The organism is Promicromonospora sukumoe (genome assembly GCF_014137995.1).
Lineage (GTDB): Bacteria > Actinomycetota > Actinomycetes > Actinomycetales > Cellulomonadaceae > Promicromonospora > Promicromonospora sukumoe.
Map to the genome: position 1 here is coordinate 889,580 of NZ_JACGWV010000003.1, position 17,366 is coordinate 906,945.

The window sequence follows — 17,366 nt, forward strand, 5'->3', positions numbered from 1 at the left end:
TCGGCAGAGACGAGATTCCGTTCGGGTTCACCCCGGCAGCTCGCGATAAACCCTGGTCACGGTCACCTCGCGCGGCCTAGGGTCCTGACTCGACAACAGAACATGGAACGAGCACGGGTGGGCCGGAGAGCGTCGGTTACCACTTCACATGGAAAGGTTGCGGGTTCGAGTCCCGCCGTCGCCCGTCAGGGCGGCGTAGCTCAATTGGTAGAGCAACATCCGGCGGTCGTTCACACGCCCACCCGTACCTCGTAGAGCGGGCCGGAGTCCTTCGGTTATCTGGCACACAGCAGCATTGCGGGTTCGAGTCCCGCCCCGGGCAACCGGGGTCGCTGCCCGTCGGCCCCGGCCGGCGGAGTCGGAGGGCAGACACACGCCCGCTCGTCCATGTGCCGTGAGCGGCGGCGGGCCCTGCCTGCCGCCGCTCACCTCTGCCCGTCGGAAGGACCCGTCCCCGAGAGGAGCTTCGCCATGGACATCCTGCGTGCCGTCAACCGCCGTCGGACTCCCCAGAACCAGCCCGCCGACCCGCGCCAGCAGGCGAACTCCGCCGGCGGCCACACCTTCGTCCTGGACGACGCCGCCCGCCTGCGGCGGTTCCTCACCCTCGGGGTCGACGGCGGCACGTACTACGCCACCGCCGGGGCGCTCGCCCGGGAGAACGCCGAGGTCGTGGGCCGGATGGCGGTCGCCGACCCGGTGACCCTGGTCGACACGATCGTCGAGGTCTCCACCAGCGGCGCCGCACCCCGGCAGCACCCGGCCCTGTTCGCGCTCGCGTACGCGGCGTCGGTCCCGGAGTCGGCCGCCCTGGCGCTCGCGGCGCTGCCGCAGGTGGCCCGCACCGGTACGCACCTGTTCCTGTTCGCGGGCTACGTCGAGCAGTTCCGGGGCTGGGGCCGCGGGCTGCGCCGCGCCGTCGGCGGCTGGTACACGGCCAAGGACGCCGGTGCCGTCGCCTACCAGGCGGCCAAGTACCGGCAGCGCGAGGGCTGGTCGCACCGCGACCTGCTGCGCCTGGCGCACCCCGTCACCGCCGATCCCGGCCTGCGGGCGACGTTCGACTGGATCGTGCGCGGCGCGACGGGCGAGCACACCCCTGCCCTGGTCGAGGCGTTCGTCAAGGCGCAGGAGGCGTCGGACACCGCGACCTGGTCGGCGCTCGTCCGCGACGCCGGCCTGAGCTGGGAGATGCTGCCCGACGCCGCGCTTGCCGAGCCTGCCGTGTGGGACGCGCTGCTCGACGTCGGCCTGCCCGCGACCGCGCTGATGCGCCAGCTCCCGCGGCTCACCCGCCTGGGGCTGCTGCCCGACGTCGGCGGACGGACCGACGAGGTCACGGCCCTGCTCGCCGACCCGGAGCGGCTGCGGCGTGCCCGCGTGCACCCGGTCGGCGTCCTGGTGGCGCAGCGGACCTACGCCTCGGGCGTCTCGGCGCGGGGCGCGGGGCGGTGGGAGCCGACGCAGCGTGTCGTCGACGCGCTGGACGCCGGTTTCTACGCGGCCTTCGGCGCCGTCGAGCCGTCCGGGAAGCGGATGCTGCTCGCCGTGGACGTGTCGGGTTCGATGAGCGTGCCGATCGCGGGCATGCCGCTCACGGCCCGGGAGGCGTCGGCGGCGCTCGCGCTGGTGCAGCTCGCGACCGAGCCGGGCTCGTCGGCGGTGGGGTTTGCCGCCGCGACGGACGGCTCCTGGGATCCGCCGGCGATCAAGTCGCTGGGGATCTCGCCCCGCCGTCGGCTCGACGACGCCCTGCGCGTGGTCGACGAGATGCCGATGGGCGGCACGGACTGCGCGCAGCCGATGCTGTACGCGCTGGCCAACGGTCTGGAGGTCGACACGTTCGTGGTCTACACCGACAACGAGACGTGGCACGGCGAGGTGCACCCGCACCAGGCGCTGCGCCAGTACCGGGAGCGCACGGGCATCCCGGCGCGGCTCGTGGTGGTCGGTATGACCGCGACCGAGTTCTCGATCGCGGACCCGTCCGACGCGGGCATGCTCGACGTCGCCGGGTTCGACGCCGCCGTGCCGTCCCTGATCTCGCAGTTCGCGCGCGGCCTCTGACCGACGGGCGGTCGCGGCCCCTCTCCTTCGAGACCTAAGTTTCTTCGCTTTGCAGTAGCTGAAAGCGAAGAAACTTAGGTCTCGAAGGAGAAGGGGAGAGCAGGCCCTCGTCAGGCCGCGCGCTCCTCCTTGAGGAAGTCCGCGCACCGCTCACCGATCATCATCACCGTGATGTTCGGGTTGACCGTCGTGATCTCGGGCATCACCGAGGCGTCGGCGGCCCGCAGCCCCGCCACGCCCTTGACCCGCAGCCGGGCGTCGAGCGGCGAGGTCGTGTCGTCGTCGGCGCCCATCCGCACCGAGCCCGTGGGGTGGTAGACGGTGTTGTGCGTCTTCGAGATGTAGTCGGCGATCTCCTCGTCGGTCCGCACGTCGGGGCCCGGGTACAGCTCGGCGCCCGCCCACTCGGCCATCGCCGGCTGCTCCACGATCCGCCGGGCGAGCTTGATGCCCTCGACCATGACCCGCATGTCGTACGGGTCGGTGAAGTACCGCGGGTCCACCTTGGGCTTGTCCCGGAAGTCGCGGGACCGCAGCCGCACCGTGCCACGGGAGCGCGCGTGCGTCACGTTCGGCGTGAGGCAGAAGCCGTTCTCGGTGGTGGGGTAGCCCTGCCGCGCGGTGTGCATGTCGAACGGCACCGACCCGTAGTGCATCATCAGGTCGGGCCGGTCCAGGCCGGGTTCCGTGGCCGCGAAGATGCCGATCTCCCACCACTGCGTCGAGGACTCGACCATGGGCTGCCTGGCCTCCCACTGGATCACGCCCTCGGGGTGGTCCTGCATGTGGGAGCCGACGCCGGGGGCGTCCACGAGCACGTCGATCCCGACCTCGGCGAGGTGCCCGGCCGGCCCGATCCCCGACAGCATGAGCAGCTTGGGGGAGTCGATCGCCCCGGCCGACAGGACCACCTCGTGGCGTGCGGTGAACGTGAGCGTGCGGATCAGGTCCGGCCCGAGCACCTCCACGCCCGTGCACCGCGTGCCGTCGAACGTGAGCCGCTTGGCCCGGTGCTCGGTGAGGATCGTCAGGTTGGGCCGGTCCAGGATCGGGTGCAGGTAGCTCACCGACGACGACGAGCGGACGCCGTCCTCCCGGGCGTTGATCTGGAAGAAGCTCGCGCCCGTGACCACGGTGGAGCCGTCGTTGAACCGCACGCGGGGGATGCCCGCCTGCTCGCAGGCGTCCAGCACGGCCACGCCGCACGGGTCCTCGGCCGGCACCTGCCGGATGCGCACCGGACCGTCGTGGCCGTGGTGCTCGCCGGGCTGGTCGTTGTTCTCGAGCTTCGTGTAGTACGGGCGCGACGCGGCGGCGCCCCAGCCTTGCGCGCCCATCGCCTCCCACTGGTCCAGGTCCTCGGCCGGCGCCCAGAACGCGATGCAGGAGTTGTGCGACGAGCACCCGCCCAGCACCTTGGCCCGTGCCTGGCGCATGAACGAGTTGCCGCTGGTCTGCGGCTCGACCTGGTAGTCCCAGTCGTACCCGGACTCCAGCAGTCCCATCCAGCGGTCCAGCCGCAGGATCGCCTCGTCGCCGACGTCGGACGGGCCGGCCTCCAGCAGGGCGACCGAGACGTCCGGGTCCTCGCTGAGCCGGGCCGCGACGGCCGCCCCGGCGGAGCCGCCGCCGATCACCACGTAGTCGAACGTCTGCTCAGTCATCGGTACCTCCGAACCAGCCCGTGACCGCGGGCCGCAGGTTCTGGTAGACGTGCTTGGACTCCTGGTACTCGCCCAGGCCCGCCAGGCCGAGCTCGCGGCCGAACCCCGACTGCCCGTAGCCGCCCCACTCCGCCTGGGGCAGGTAGGGGTGGTAGTCGTTGATCCAGATCGTGCCGTGCCGCAGCCGGTTCGCCACCCGCTGCGCCTTGCCCGCGTCCTGCGACCAGACGGCGCCCGCGAGCCCGTACACGGTGTCGTTGGCGATCTCGACCGCCTCGTCCTCGGTCCGGAACGTCTCGACGGTCACCACGGGGCCGAACGCCTCGTCGATGACGGCGGCGCTCCCGCGCCGCACGCCGTCGAGCACCGTGGGCAGGTAGTAGTAGCCCTGCTCCAGGTCGCCCTCGCCCCAGCGCCCGCCGCAGCGCAGCACGGCGCCGTCCGAGACGGCCTGCTCCACGTAGGCCGTGACCTTGTCCCGGTGCGCCGCGGAGATGAGCGGGCCGGTCTCGGCCCGCTCGTCGAACGGGCCGCCCAGGCGGATCAGCTCCGCCCGGCGCACCAGCTCGTCCACGAACCGGTCGTGGATCGACTCCTCGACCACGAGCCGGGCGCCGGCCGAGCAGACCTGGCCGGAGTGCACGAACGCCGCGTTGAGCGCGTTGTCCACGGCGGCGTCGAAGGCCTCGTCCGTCACCGCCACGTCCGCGAAGACGACGTTCGGGTTCTTGCCGCCCAGCTCCAGGGCGACCTTCTTGACGGTCGCCGCGGCGCCCGCCGCGATGATCCGGCCCGTGACCAGGCCACCGGTGAACGAGACCAGGTCCACGTCGGCGTGGGTCGAGAGCGGTGCCCCCGCCTCGGGGCCCGCGCCGAGCACCAGGTTGGCGACGCCCGCCGGCACACCGGCGTCGGTCAGCACCCCCATGAGCAGCATCGAGGTGTGCGGGGTGAGCTCGCTCGGCTTGAGCACGAACGTGTTGCCCGCCGCGAGGCAGGGCGCCACCTTCCACACGGTCTGCAGCAGCGGGTAGTTCCACGGCGAGATGAGGCCGCAGACCCCGACGGGCTCGTGCACCACGCGGCTGACCACGTCGGCGCTGCCCGCGTCCACGACGCGTCCGGCGTCGACGCCCGCGAGCTTGGCGAACCAGCGGAAGCACGCGACGCAGTCGTCGATGTCGATGCGGCTCTCGACCAGGCGCTTGCCCGTGTCGCGCGACTCGGCCAGCGCGAACTCCTCGGCCCGCTCGGCCAGCAGGTCGGCCACGCGGTGCAGCAGCTCGCCGCGCTCGGGCGCCGTCGTGCCGCGCCACGGGCCGACGTCGAAGGCCCGCCGGGCCGCGGCGATCGCCCGCTCGGTGTCGGCGGCGGCTGCCTCGGACACCTCGGCGACCAGCGAGCGGTCGGCGGGGCAGCGGATCTCGCGGGTGCCGCCCGCGGCGGCGGCCTGCCAGACGCCGTCGATGTACAGGGTGGTGGGTGTGTTCATGGTGGTGCTCCTGTCGGGACGGGCGGGTGTGTGGTGACCCATGCCGTCAGACCTCGATCTGCTCGGTCCGGTGCGCCGGCGCGCTGCTCGCGTGCAGGTACAGCAGGTGCCGCTCGTACTGGTCCAGCACGTCGGCGATGAGCTGCTCCTTGGCGTAGCCGGTGACGTCGTAGCCCTGCGTGCCCTCCGCCAGCAGCACCTCGACCCGGAAGTAGGTGTCGTCCTGGTCGGAGGTGTTCATGCGGAAGGTCGGCGTGGGGTGCGCCTGCGGCCACAGCGTGTAGGTGAACGACGGCTGCTCGCCGTGCTCGACCACGAGCGTGAGCGCGGGCAGGCCGGTCTCTCCGGCCGGGGCCTCGGTGCACGACGTCGTGATGTCCTGCTCCGCCAACGCCGCCGACACCTCGGTGAGCGCGGGGCGCACCGTCTGGTCGATGAACCGGGAGGTGTGCCGGCGGTCCGGGAAGCTGACCAGGCGGGTGAGGCGCTGCCGCCACCCGGGGCCGCCCGCCGTGCCGTTCTGCCCGATGCGGCCGGACAGGCTGGAGGGCAGGGACGTGCGCAGGGTGTCGAACTTCTGGCCCTCGGCCCGCAGCACCTTGTACAGGCCGAGCATCACGCCGAGCATCACCACGGAGAACGGCAGGCCCATGATGATGGTCCCCGACTGGAGGGTCGCGATACCGCCGGCCAGCAGCATGCCGATGGTGAGCAGGCCGGTGGCGGCCGCCCAGAAGATGCGCAGCCAGATCGGCCCGTCGTCGCCGGCCTGGTGCAGGCGCGAGGTCAGGCTGGAGAGCACGAGCGCGCCGGAGTCGGCCGACGTCACGTAGAACAGCAGGCCCACGAAGATCGCCAGGCCGATGGTCGCCGGCGCGGCGGGGAACTGCTCGAGCAGCGCGAAGACGCCGGACGCCGGGTCGTTCATCGCGGCGTCGCCGAACGCGGCACCCGCCGCGCCGCCGGTGCGGATGTAGTCGAGCGCGCTGTTCCCGAAGACGGACACCCACAGCAGCACGAAGACGAAGGGGACGGTGAGCGTGCCCACCACGAACTGCCGGATGGTGCGGCCGCGCGAGATCCGCGCGAGGAACAGGCCGACGAACGGCGCCCACGCCACCCACCAGGCCCAGAAGAACAGGGTCCACGCGTTGAGCCACTCGGTGGGCGCGTCGAACGCGAAGGTGTTCAGCGTCATCCCCGGCAGCGACGAGGCGTAGTCGCCGAGGTTCATCACCAGCGCGTCGAACAGGAACGTCGTCTTGCCCGTCACCACGAGGAACAGCACGAGCAGCAGGGCGAGCACCACGTTCAGCTCGGACAGGCGGCGCACGCCGCGCTGCACGCCCGAGACCACCGACAGCGTGGCCATCACGACGGCCAGCGACAGCAGCGCGACCTGCGCGCCCACGCCCACCGGCACGCCGATCAGCTCCGACAGGCCGCGGTTGAGCATCTCCACGCCGATGCCGAGCGTCGTCGCCAGGCCGAAGATGGTGCCGATCACGGCGGCCACGTCCACGACGTCGCCGAGCCGGCCCCAGATGCGGTCGCCGAACAGCGGGTGCAGCGCGGAGCGGATGCTCAGCGGCATGTTGCGGCGGTAGGCGAAGTAGGCGATGGCCATGCCCATCAGGGCGTACATGCTCCAGCCGATGATCCCGTAGTGGAACAGGGTCCACACCACGGCCATCCGCGCCGACTCGACGGTGCTGCCGTCGCCCACGGGCGGCGCCAGGTACTGGGTGGCGGGCTCGGCCACGGAGTAGAACATCAGGTCGGTGCCGATGCCCGCGGCGAACAGCATCGCCGACCAGGTCAGCAGGCCGAACTGCGGCTTGGACTGCTCGGGACCGAGCTTGATGCGGCCGGCCCGCGACAGCGCGACCCCGACGACGAACACCAGGAACGCCGCGGCGACGACGAAGTAGTAGGCGCCGAACCAGTCGGCGATCCAGGCGACCACGCTGCCGATGTACTTCTCGGTCTGCGTGGGCCAGATGATCGCGGACAGTGCCACCGCCAGGATCAGGCCGGCGGAACCGAAGAACACGGGTGGGTTGATCCTGCTGCGCCGGCGGGTGCCGGGTGGGACGTCGTCGTGCGTGGGCTGGGTTTCGGTCGTCGCCGAGGTGCTCATGGAGTCCTTCGTCGGGGATGTCAGCCGCCTCACCGTACAGCGTGCCGATAATTCACCCGCCCGGGACCAGGCGCTTCGCCCCTCAGGCCGGGTTGATCCCGAGCTGCATCCCCGCGAGCCCCCGCTTGCGGGTCGACAGGGTCGACGCGACCTCCCGCAGCACCTTCGCACCCGGCGAGTCCGGCGCCGTCAGGACCACGGGCGTACCGCCGTCCCCGCCCTCGCGGACGGCGACGTCGAGCGGTACCTGGCCCAGCAGCGGCACGTCCTTGCCGATCACCTCGGTGAGCCGTGCCGAGACCTGCTCGCCGCCGCCCTCGCCGAAGATCGACAGCCGGGTGCCGTCGGGCTGCTCCAGCCACGACATGTTCTCGACGACGCCCACGACGCCCTGCGACGTCTGGGTCGCCACCGACCCGGCGCGCTCGGCGACCTCGGCGGCGGCGGCCTGCGGCGTCGTGACCACGAGGATCTCGGACGACGGCAGCAGCTGCGCCACCGAGATCGCGATGTCGCCCGTCCCCGGCGGCAGGTCCAGGAGCAGCACGTCGAGGTCGCCCCAGAAGACGTCGGCGAGGAACTGCTCCAGCGCGCGGTGCAGCATCGGCCCGCGCCAGACGACGGGCTGGCCCTGCGGCACGAACATGCCGATCGAGACCACCTTGACGCCGTGCGCGATGGGCGGCAGCAGCATGTTGTCGACCCGGGTCGGCTGCCGGTCCACGCCGAGCATGCGGGGGATCGAGAAGCCGTAGATGTCGGCGTCGATCACGCCGACCGACAGGCCGTCGGCGGCCAGGGCCACCGCGAGGTTGGCCGTGACGGACGACTTGCCCACGCCGCCCTTGCCGGACGCCACCGCGAACACCTTGGTCATCGACCCCGGCTGCGAGAACGGGATGACGGGGTCGCCCGCGCCGCCGCGCAGCTTCGAGCGGAGCGACGAGCGCTGCTCGGGCGTCATCACACCCAGCTCGACGTCGACGCCGGAGACGCCCTCGACCGCCGTCGCGGCCGCCGTCACGTCCTTGACCAGCGTCGACTTCATCGGACAGCCCGCCACCGTGAGGTCCACGCCGACGGCGACGTGTCCGCCGTCGGCCACCTCCACGGACCGGACCATGCCCAGGTCGGTGATGGGGCGCCGGATCTCGGGGTCGAGCACGCCGGTCAGCGCGTCGCGGACGCGAGCCTCGAGCGTGGGGGAGTCGACTGCGGTCATGCGTCGATCTTAGGCCGGGCCCCTGACGCTCCCGGGCCATGACCGGGTCATGCCCTTGTGCTGCCCGTCCATTGGTGGCGGTACGCTGCCTCACCACCAGGGGTGAGGAGGCCCGATGACCGAACCACGCGTGCCGGCGCGAGTTCGGCGTGTCACCTCCGAGGACCAGGCACGCGAGCTCGCCGCCGAGCTGCAGCGCCCGGGCCGCCGCTGGCCGGTGGTCGTCATCTCGACCGCGGCCGGCCACGACACGCCCTTCGTCGACCCCCAGCGGGTGCTCGACGACGTCGCCGGGCTCGCCGAGGTCGTCGTCATCCCGACGGGCGACGTGTCGTGGGAGTTCTCCTCGGGCATGCCGCCCGACACCCAGGTGTACGGCGGGGCCTCCCGCGTGTACGGCACCGACCTGGAGTGGGTGCACCAGCCGCGCCGCTCCCCTTTGCACTTCGCGTACTCCCCGGACGAGGACGCCCGGGTGCGCGACCGGCTGATCGGCGACGTCATGCGGTTCGCGGTGCGTGCCGGGATCGTCGGCGCGGCCCGCTCCGCCCCGGACGCGCCCGCCGTCGAGGGCAGGGTGCTCGGCATCCTGGGTACCCGCGCCCTGGTCAGCACGGACGACGGCGGCCAGGTCACCGTCGCGGAGGAGCTCGTGCTGCCCGACGTGCCCCTCGCCCGCGTGCTCGGGCCGGGCATGCGGGTCACGGGCGTGCTCGACCCGGTGCGCCGGCTCCTCGACGTCCGCGGCATGCTGCCCGACGCCGACGGCCTGCGCCGCGCGGTCCACGCCGCCTACCGCGTGGGCCAGGTGGTGCTCGGCCGGGTCGAGAGCGTCGAGGACGAGGCGGTGCGGATCGCCCTGGCGCCCGGCGTCCACGTGCGGGTGCGCCGCTCCGAGATCACGGGCAACGACCTCGACCTGCTGAGCGACCTGTTCACCCAGGGCGAGGTCGTCGCCGCGCGCCGCGTGCCCGCGCCGCTCGACGGCCTGGCGCTGCGGCTGGACGACGTTGACGAGTCCGAGGACGAGCCGGTCCCCGCGATCGCGCTGCTCGACGGCGGTCCGCCGTGGCTCGAGCCCCCGGAGCCGGAGCCCGAGCTGCCGCGGTTCGAGAGCCCGCTGATCGTGGGAACGCTGGTTGAGCGGTCCGGGGTCGGTCCGGTCGGGGCCGGGCCCGCGCCGCCGTCGCCGTTGGGCGAGGCCGCGGGGCCGGCCGGAGCGGGGCTGGCTGGAGGGCCGCCCACGCCCGCCGACCTGTTCGGCCTGCGCCCGTCCGCGCCGGACGACGTCGGCAGCGCGCCGGACGAAGCGGTCCGCGCGCGGGACGACGTCGGCCCCGTGCCGACGCCGCCCGACGGGCGGCGCAAGCCGACCCCCGGGGACGTCGCCGCCCGGCACGCCGGCGCGCAGGACGCCCTGCCCTCGCCGTCGCCGTCCGGGACGCTGCCCGGTACGGCGCCCGAACCTGCCGGCAAGGCCGCCCGCGACCTCAGCCTGTCCCTCGACGCCGCGCGGTCCCGGGCGGCGTCGCTGGAGAAGGAGCTGCTGGACGACAAGGTCCGGCGGCGCCAGGTGGAGCTGGAGGTCGACCGCCTGCTGGGCCGTGTCGGCGAGCTCACCGAGCGGCTGGAGCGCAGCGAACGCCGGGCGGAGCAGCAGGCCACGGCGCTGCGCAAGGCGCGGCAGGAGGCCGCGCGCCTGCGCCGCAGGCTGGGCGACGCCGGGGCCGAGGTCCCGGAGGAGCGACACTTCGCCGACGACGAGGAGCAGCTCCGGTTCGAGGTGCTGACCGAGTGGGCGCGCACCATCCCCGCGGCGGAGAAGGCCGGGCGGCCCCTGGCCGGCTACACGCTCGGCCCGCGGTTCCTCGACTCCCTGACCGACGTCGAGGGCGTGAGCCGGGACCGCGTGGTCTGGACGCTCGTCATGGTGCTGACCGGGCTGGCGCTCGACATGAACGGCCTCCAGGTGCACCGGCTCCGCACGGGCGCCGGCGGCGACGACCCGTTCCGGCACCGGGACGACGGCGCCGTGTGCTGGCGGGTGTCGTTGCAGGTCAACACGCCGTCGGCCCGCAGGCTGCACTACTGGAAGCTGCCGGGCGGGGCCTACGAGCTGTCGCGCGTGGTGCTCCACGACGACGTGGAGCCCTGACCGCGGTCCTTGTCGTCGAGCTCCTCGAGCAGGTTGCGGATCTCCGAGCGCACGAAGTCGCGGGTCGCGACCTCCGACAGGGCGATCCGCAGCGCCGCCATCTCGCGCGCCAGGTACTCCGTGTCGGCGAGGTTGCGCTCGCCGCGCTGCCGGTCCTGCTCGGCCGTGACGCGGTCGCGGTCGTCCTGCCGGTTCTGCGCGAGCAGGATGAGCGGCGCGGCGTAGCTGGCCTGCAGCGACAGCATCAGGGTGAGCGCCGTGAACCCGTTGGCCGCGCTGTCGAACCGCAGGTCCTCCGGGGCCCAGATGTTCCACGCGAGCCAGAGCAGGCAGAACACCGTGAGGTAGATGAGGAACCGCGGCGTGCCCAGGAACCGGGCGATGGCCTCCGTGGCCTTGCCGACGGCGTCCTCGTCCAGCCGGAAGCGGGGGACCAGGCTGCGCCGCTGCGCGAGCGGGGTGTCGAGACGGTCAGGCACGAGCGGCCCCCCGTCGGCCCTGGCCCGGGCGCGACGTGCCCGGACGCGCCGCCGGGGCGGACTGCGCGGCGATCGCCTCCAGGCGTTCGTCGTCGCTGCCGCGCCAGTCGTCCGGGAGGATGTGGTCCAGCACGTCGTCGACCGTGACCACGCCCAGCAGCCGGCGCTGCGCGTCGAGCACCGGCAGGGCGAGCAGGTCGTAGGCCGCGAGCAGCCGCGTCACCTGGCCCACGGACGCGTCGGGGGTGAGCCACTCGGTCTCCGTGTCCAGCATGGAGGCCACGGCCGCGTGCGGGGGCTCCCGCAGCAGCCGCTGGAAGTGCGCGACGCCGAGGAACCGCCCCGTCGGCGTCTCCAGGGGCGGCCGCACCACGAACACCAGGGAGGCCAGCGCGGGCGGCAGCTCCTTCCGCCGGATCTGGGCCAGGGCCGTCGCGATCGTGTCGTCCGCGCCCAGGATCACCGGCTCCGTGGTCATCAGACCGCCCGCCGTGTCCTCGGCGTACTCCAGCAGACGGCGGACGTCGGCCGCCTCCTCCGGCTCCATCAGGTTCAGGAGCTGGGCGGCCTGCTCCTGGGGCAGCTCGTGCAGCAGGTCGGCCGCGTCGTCCGGCTCCATGACCTCCAGCACGTCCGCCGCGCGGTCCCGGTCCAGGCCCGACACGATCGACACCTGGGCGTCCTCCGGCAGCTCCTCCAGCACGTCGGCCAGGCGCTCGTCGTCGAGCGCGGCGGCGATCTCCATCCGGCGCGCCGTACCCAGGTCCCGGATCACGTCCGCGAGGTCGGCCGCCCGCATGTCCTGGTACGCCTCCAGCAGCCGCGCGGCGCCCTGGTCGGCCTGCCGGCTCGTCAGGTCCTGCACGGCGTCGACCGGCACCGTCAGGGTCGAGCCGCGGCGGAACGGGCCCGACCCGCGCGCCGAGCGCCGCCGCACGAAGAGCTGGTCGACCAGCCAGTCGCCCGTGCGCTGCTGCGCGATCGAGACGTCCTCGATCGTCACCTCGCCCGAACCGTCCGTGAGCTGCACCCGGCGGTCCAGCAGCTCGCCCAGCACCAGCGACTCCATGGCCCGCTGCTCGAACCGCCGCAGGTTCACCAGGCCGGTGCTGATCACCTGGCCGGCGTCCACGCTCGTCACCCGGGTCAGCGGCAGGAACACCCGGCGCCGGCCCGGGACCTCGACCACCAGGCCCACCGCGCGCGGCGCCCCCTTCGCTCGCACCAGCACGACGACGTCCCGGACCCGGCCCACCTGGTCCCCGATCGGGTCGAAGACGACGGTGCCGGCCAGACGTGCGACAAAAACCCTGGTGCTGGCGCTCACGCCCGCCAGCCTACGACCCGTGTCGGGGCGTCGCTCCTCGCCTCCGGCGTCCGGGTAGGGGAGACTATGGGGTATGAGCATGTCTCGCCCGGGTGCCGTCCCGAAGGTCCCGACCCTGCCGGCCGGTGACGAGGTTGCCGCGTACTCCACCTACCTGGAGGCGCAGAAAGCGGTCGACTACCTCTCCGACAACAAGTTCCCCGTCGAGAACGTCACCATCGTGGGCACCGACCTGCGCATGGTCGAGCGTGTCACCGGACGGCTCACGTACGGGCGGGTGGCGCTCGCGGGCGCCCTGTCCGGCGCGTGGTTCGGTTTCTTCGTCGGCCTGCTGCTGACGCTCTTCTCGTCCACCTCCGGGTTCCAGGTCATGTTCGCCGGTATCGCGCTCGGTGCCGGCTTCGGCCTGCTGTTCTCGATCCTGTCGTACGCGTTCACGGGCGGACGGCGCGACTTCACGTCGTCGTCGCAGATCGTGGCCGCGACGTACGCGATCCTCTGCGCCCACGACCACGCGAGCGACGCCCGGGCCATGCTGGTGCAGTCCCCGAGCGGGCTCGGCAAGGCGCGCGGTGCCGCCTCGGTCGGGGTCCCGGCCGCGACGCCGCAGCCCGCGGCCCCGGCCGGGCAGGCCCCTGGTGCCGCGCCGACGGCGCCCGCCGCGCCGGCCGCACCCCGGACGCCGGACCCGCGCTGGGTCACGCCGTCGGGCGAGCCGCGCTACGGCGCGATGCGGCCTGGCGGTGGTGCTGGTGCTGGTGCTGGTGCTGGTGCAGCGGCGCCGGCCGACGCGCCGGTCCCGCCGTCGGACGCCCCGGCTGCTCCCGACGCCCAGGGCGCTCCGGTCCCGCCGTCGGACAACCCGTCCGACCCGCCGGCCGAGCCAGGTGAGCCCGGCGAGCCGAAGGACCGCCCGGCGCCCCACCAGGGCAACCCGTACGCGCCGCCGACGGACGACCAGAAGTAGGGCTCCGGCCTTCAGCCTTCAGGCCCAGGCAATGACTTCGGTCGGTTGCCTTGAGACCGGTCAATCGACCGACCGTTCTCAAGGCAACCGACCGTTCTCATTTTTCGGGCCTGGCAGGGAGCTGAGGCCATCTCGGTGGGGAGCGTTGCGGGCAGACCAGTTGGGGTGAGCCGGAGACCCTGGTGACGGTGAGCCAACGGTTCGAGCGCGACCACAGGGCCTCCGGACCTGCACTTGTGCACAGGTTTGTCGGAACCACCCCCGCGGACCCCCTCCGGTCGGGCACCGTCGGGGCATGGTCGACGTAGAGATCCCGAGAGTCGCGCTCACCCTGGAGCAGGACCGCAACGCCCTGGCCACGGCCGCCCGCCGGGGCGACGTGGTCCGGGTCCGGCGCGGGGCGTACTGCGCGCCCGGCGAGCTGCGGGCCGACGGCGCCACCCGCCACCTGCTGGAGGAACGAAACCGTGCCCTGGCCCGGATCGGCGCCCTGCACTCCCAGCTCCGGGCCGAGCACGTCTTCGGTCATACGTCGGCCGCGCTGCTGCTGGGCTGTCGGGTCTGGAGCACCCCGGGCGAGACGCACGTCTACCAGCACTATCGCGCGTCGGGCCATGCCTGCGACGACGTCCGCAGGCACTCCTGGACGCTCGCACCTGACGACGTCACCGACGCCGCCGGCCTGCCGGTCACCACGCTGGAGCGCACCGTCGTCGACTGCGCGCGGACCATGCACCCGCTCGAAGGGCTGGTGATCGCCGACTCCGCGCTCGCCCTGGGTGCGGAACGCGGGGCCCTGGTCGACGTCCTCGCCGCGGGCGCCGGCCACCGCGGCGCGCGCAGGGCAGGGCTCGTGATCGAGCTGGCCGACGCCGGCGCCCAGTCGGCCTGGGAGACGTGGACCCGCTACGAGCTGCTCCGGGTCGGGCTGCCGCGGCCGACCACCCAGATGCCGGTCGAGACCGACCGCGGGCGCTTCCACACGGACCTCGGGTACGAGCCGTGGGCCCTCGGCATCGAGTTCGACGGCCAGGTCAAGTACCGGCCCGACGGCGTCCGCCCTGGTCACGACCCCGCGCAGGAGTACCTGCGGGAGAAGGCGCGGGCCGAGGCCGTCCGCCGGGCCGGCGTCACGATCGAGCACGTCACCGCCGCGGACAAGCGGGACGTCCGGGCGATGATCGCCCGCCTGACCAGGCATCTGCCCCCGGAGGTGGTGCGTGCGGCCCGCCCGGACCCCAGACTTCCTCCCACATGAGGCCAGCCCTGGTGCCGGAAATGACTTCGGTCGGTTGCCTTGAGACCGGTCAATCGACCGACCGGTCTCAAGGCAACCGACCGAAGTCAGTACCCGCACCCCACAGGGGAAGCTCAGCGCAGCGACGCCATCCAGGCCTCGACGTCCTCCGGACGGCGGGGGAGCGCCGCCGAGAGGTTCTCGTAACCGTCCTCGGTCACGAGCACGTCGTCCTCGATGCGCACGCCGATGCCGCGGAACTCCTCGGGCACGGCCAGGTCGTCGGCCTTGAAGTAGAGGCCCGGCTCGATGGTGAACACCATGCCCGGCTCCAGGGTGCCGTCGAGGTAGAGCTCGCGGCGGGCCTGCGCGCAGTCGTGGACGTCCAGGCCCAGGTGGTGCGACGTGCCGTGCACCATCCAGCGGCGGTGCTGCTGGCCGTCCTCGTCGAGCGCCTCGGCGGCGGTGACGCCGTCGGGCAGGAAGCCCCACTCCTCGAGGCGGGCGGCGATGACCTCCATGGCCGCCGCGTGGATGTCGCGGAACTTGGTGCCCGGCTTCGCGACGGCGAACGCGGCGTCGGCCGCGTCCAGCACCGCCTGGTAGATCTTGCGCTGCACGTCGGTGTACTCGCCGTCGACGGGCAGGGAGCGCGTGACGTCGGCGGTGTAGAGCGAGTCGACCTCGACGCCGCCGTCGAGCAGCAGCACGTCGCCGGACCGGACCTCGCCGTCGTTCCGGATCCAGTGCAGCGTCGTCGCGTGCTCGCCCGAGGCCGCGATGGTCTCGTAGCCCACGGCGTTGCCCTCCAGCCGCGCGTGCCCGTCGAACGTGGTCTCGACGACGCGCTCGCCGCGGCGGTGCTCCTTCGCGGCGGGCAGCGCGCGGACGACCGCCTCGAAGCCCTCGATGGTGCGGGCCACGGCCTCGCGCATCTGCTGGATCTCGTACTCGTCCTTGACCAGGCGCAGTTCGGAGGTGGCCTCCACGAGCACGTCGTCCGAGACGATCTGCTCGTCCTCGGTCTCGCCGGCCTCCAGGCGCAGCTCCTCGACCAGGGCCTCGATCGCGTCGTCCGCGCCGGTCACGACGAGCAGGCGCACGCCGCCCTCGCCGACGTCCTTGGCCAGGGCGTCGCCCAGCTCGTCGATGTGCCGTGCCTCGATGCCGGTCAGGGCCTCGACGTCCGCGAGCGAGGGGCGGGCGCCGACCCAGAACTCGCCGTAGCGCGCGTCGGCGTAGAACTCCTCGTTGTCCCGCGGGGCGAGCGGCCGCACGTAGAGCACGGCGTGGTGGTTCGAGCCGGCGTCGCCGGCGCCGTCCTCGACGGGGTGCAGCACCAGCACGGCGTCGGGCTCGCGGTCGGTGCCCAGGCCCGTGAGGTGCGCGAACGCCGAGTGCGGCCGGAACCGGTAGTCGGTGTCGTTGGACCGGGGCTTGAGCGAGCCCGCCGGGACCACGAGGCGCGCGCCGGAGAACCGGTCGGAGAGCGCGGAGCGGCGCGCGACGGTGAACGGCGCGGCGTCCGACGGCGTCAGGCCGAGCTCGGCGCGCGGGGCCCACTGCGACATCACGAAGTTCTTGAACGCGGTCGAGGCGGGACGGTGCGAACGGTTGGAGCCGCGGTCCGCGGTCCCCTGCTCGTCAGGCTGCGAAGTGGTAGTCGGCTCGCTCATGCCCCCCAGTGTTCCACGCAGCCCGCCCGAAGTCGGCAAGCGCCCGGGAGAGCACCCGGTTGAACGCGTTGGGGGCATCGGTGTTGACGGGGTGCCCCGCCTTCGGCAGGACGACGAGCGCGCCGTCGCGGGCCGCGGCGAGGTGCCGCTGCTCCTCCATGCGCATCCTGTCGTGCGCGCCGTTGACGAACCAGAGCGGGACCCGTGCGGCGCGCACGTTCGCGATCGACGACATGCCCGCGAGGTGCGTCAGCGCGTCGGTGACGACGTCCCAGGTGGGGCGGTGCATCTCGGCGGTCTGGCGGGGGGCGATCTCGAGCTGGCGCAGGTCCGCGCCGCCGGGGGCGCTGTGCAGCGGGCTGAACGGCATCGCCTCCACGGCGAGCTGCATCCGGTGCACGGCCGGGTGGACCACGCGCCCGCGCAGGCGACGGGAGAGGTAGACGGCGCTCGCCACCCTCCGCGAGATGTCGCGGTAGAGACGGACGGGCTTGCCCTTGGGGTCGGCCGTGCAGCCCGCGGCCAGCACGCCCACGAGGCGGTCGGTGGTGCCGGGCCGGGCGGCCCAGGCCAGGGACGTGTAGCCGCCCAGGGACAGGCCGACGAGCGCGACGGGGCCGTCGGGGAGCGACGCGACGGCGTCGTCCACGGCGTCGAAGGCGCCGTCCATGGTGAACTGGTCGTTGCGGCGTGAGCCGTGGGCAGGGAGGTCGACGGCGACGGCCTCGTGGCCGGCGGCGCGTACGTGGTCGATCTGGTGCTCCCAGATCGCGCCGGAGGCGCGCATGCCGTGCACGAAGACCACGCTCACAGGGCTATGGGGCTGGGTCTCGCGATTGTTGCTCATGTTGCCTTCGATGATGCGTTATCGGCTTGAGCACGTGGCGGACGACGGCGGAACGAGGCGTGAACGTGCTGTGTGGGCTTGCTGCCGCGCCGT

12 protein-coding genes are annotated in these 17,366 nt (G+C 73.1%); 4 read left to right on the forward strand and 8 right to left on the reverse strand.

Translation table 11 applies throughout. The features are described 5' to 3' along the window. Window positions 1-471 precede the first annotated feature (471 nt). On the forward strand, window positions 472-2,067 hold the full coding sequence (locus FHX71_RS27990) for a TROVE domain-containing protein (protein ID WP_182620720.1): 1,596 nt from the start codon (window positions 472-474) through the stop codon (window positions 2,065-2,067). Window positions 2,068-2,177: 110 nt separating this feature from the next. Here FHX71_RS27990 and FHX71_RS27995 read toward each other — a convergent pair whose 3' ends face one another. The 4 genes from FHX71_RS27995 to FHX71_RS28010 form a co-directional block, all read right to left on the reverse strand. Continuing rightward, a complete protein-coding gene (locus FHX71_RS27995) occupies window positions 2,178-3,731 on the reverse strand; it encodes a GMC family oxidoreductase (protein WP_182620721.1) in 1,554 nt (517 codons plus the stop codon). Continuing rightward, the gene (locus tag FHX71_RS28000) at window positions 3,724-5,223 is read right to left on the reverse strand and encodes an aldehyde dehydrogenase family protein (RefSeq protein ID WP_220490508.1); all 1,500 of its coding nucleotides are present in this window, start codon (window positions 5,221-5,223) and stop codon (window positions 3,724-3,726) included. Before FHX71_RS28000 ends, FHX71_RS27995 begins: the two co-directional genes overlap by 8 nt. Window positions 5,224-5,269: 46 nt before the next feature. Further along, entirely contained in the window at window positions 5,270-7,363 is a 2,094-nt protein-coding gene (betT, locus tag FHX71_RS28005; RefSeq protein WP_182620723.1) for a choline BCCT transporter BetT, read from the reverse strand. Between the two features lie 82 nt (window positions 7,364-7,445). Continuing rightward, window positions 7,446-8,585: an Mrp/NBP35 family ATP-binding protein gene (locus FHX71_RS28010; RefSeq protein ID WP_182620724.1), complete on the reverse strand. Its 1,140-nt coding sequence runs from the start codon at window positions 8,583-8,585 to the stop codon at window positions 7,446-7,448. A gap of 115 nt (window positions 8,586-8,700) precedes the next feature. Between FHX71_RS28010 and FHX71_RS28015 the strand changes: the two genes are divergently transcribed. After that, complete coding sequence (locus tag FHX71_RS28015) at window positions 8,701-10,740, forward strand: hypothetical protein (RefSeq protein WP_182620725.1); 2,040 nt, start codon at window positions 8,701-8,703, stop codon at window positions 10,738-10,740. On the opposite strand, the gene FHX71_RS28020 is transcribed toward FHX71_RS28015, so the two are convergent. Together FHX71_RS28020 and FHX71_RS28025 are read right to left on the reverse strand one after the other, a co-directional pair. Next, entirely contained in the window at window positions 10,695-11,219 is a 525-nt protein-coding gene (locus FHX71_RS28020; RefSeq protein ID WP_182620726.1) for a DUF1003 domain-containing protein, read from the reverse strand. The two genes, FHX71_RS28015 and FHX71_RS28020, sit on opposite strands and share 46 nt — an antisense overlap. Then, window positions 11,212-12,546 carry a magnesium transporter MgtE N-terminal domain-containing protein gene (locus tag FHX71_RS28025; RefSeq protein ID WP_182620727.1) on the reverse strand — a complete coding sequence of 445 codons (1,335 nt, stop codon included), beginning with the start codon at window positions 12,544-12,546 and terminating at the stop codon, window positions 11,212-11,214. Before FHX71_RS28025 ends, FHX71_RS28020 begins: the two co-directional genes overlap by 8 nt. Window positions 12,547-12,619: 73 nt before the next feature. On the opposite strand from FHX71_RS28025, the gene FHX71_RS28030 reads away from it, so the two are divergent. Both FHX71_RS28030 and FHX71_RS28035 read left to right on the forward strand, forming a co-directional pair. Continuing rightward, window positions 12,620-13,513: a YflT domain-containing protein gene (locus FHX71_RS28030; protein ID WP_182620728.1), complete on the forward strand. Its 894-nt coding sequence runs from the start codon at window positions 12,620-12,622 to the stop codon at window positions 13,511-13,513. 295 nt (window positions 13,514-13,808) lie between these two features. Beyond that, entirely contained in the window at window positions 13,809-14,771 is a 963-nt protein-coding gene (locus FHX71_RS28035; RefSeq protein WP_182620729.1) for a hypothetical protein, read from the forward strand. A 113-nt stretch (window positions 14,772-14,884) separates the two neighbouring features. Here the strand turns inward: FHX71_RS28035 and FHX71_RS28040 are convergent, their stop codons facing one another. Both FHX71_RS28040 and FHX71_RS28045 read right to left on the reverse strand, forming a co-directional pair. Continuing rightward, entirely contained in the window at window positions 14,885-16,426 is a 1,542-nt protein-coding gene (locus tag FHX71_RS28040; protein WP_182620730.1) for an aminopeptidase P family protein, read from the reverse strand. After that, entirely contained in the window at window positions 16,395-17,273 is an 879-nt protein-coding gene (locus FHX71_RS28045) for an alpha/beta fold hydrolase (protein WP_182620731.1), read from the reverse strand. Before FHX71_RS28045 ends, FHX71_RS28040 begins: the two co-directional genes overlap by 32 nt. Window positions 17,274-17,366: the final 93 nt, after the last annotated feature.

What these genes read in the sequence shown, in the direction of transcription:
- FHX71_RS27990 (WP_182620720.1), top strand. Translation starts at nt 472, where the DNA reads ATGGACATCCTGCGTGCCGTCAACCGCCGTCGGACTCCCCAGAACCAG.
- FHX71_RS27995 (WP_182620721.1), bottom strand. Translation starts at nt 3,731, where the DNA reads ATGACTGAGCAGACGTTCGACTACGTGGTGATCGGCGGCGGCTCCGCC.
- FHX71_RS28000 (WP_220490508.1), bottom strand. Translation starts at nt 5,223, where the DNA reads ATGAACACACCCACCACCCTGTACATCGACGGCGTCTGGCAGGCCGCC.
- betT (WP_182620723.1), bottom strand. Translation starts at nt 7,363, where the DNA reads ATGAGCACCTCGGCGACGACCGAAACCCAGCCCACGCACGACGACGTC.
- FHX71_RS28010 (WP_182620724.1), bottom strand. Translation starts at nt 8,585, where the DNA reads ATGACCGCAGTCGACTCCCCCACGCTCGAGGCTCGCGTCCGCGACGCG.
- FHX71_RS28015 (WP_182620725.1), top strand. Translation starts at nt 8,701, where the DNA reads ATGACCGAACCACGCGTGCCGGCGCGAGTTCGGCGTGTCACCTCCGAG.
- FHX71_RS28030 (WP_182620728.1), top strand. Translation starts at nt 12,620, where the DNA reads ATGAGCATGTCTCGCCCGGGTGCCGTCCCGAAGGTCCCGACCCTGCCG.
- FHX71_RS28035 (WP_182620729.1), top strand. Translation starts at nt 13,809, where the DNA reads ATGGTCGACGTAGAGATCCCGAGAGTCGCGCTCACCCTGGAGCAGGAC.
- FHX71_RS28040 (WP_182620730.1), bottom strand. Translation starts at nt 16,426, where the DNA reads ATGAGCGAGCCGACTACCACTTCGCAGCCTGACGAGCAGGGGACCGCG.
- FHX71_RS28045 (WP_182620731.1), bottom strand. Translation starts at nt 17,273, where the DNA reads ATGAGCAACAATCGCGAGACCCAGCCCCATAGCCCTGTGAGCGTGGTC.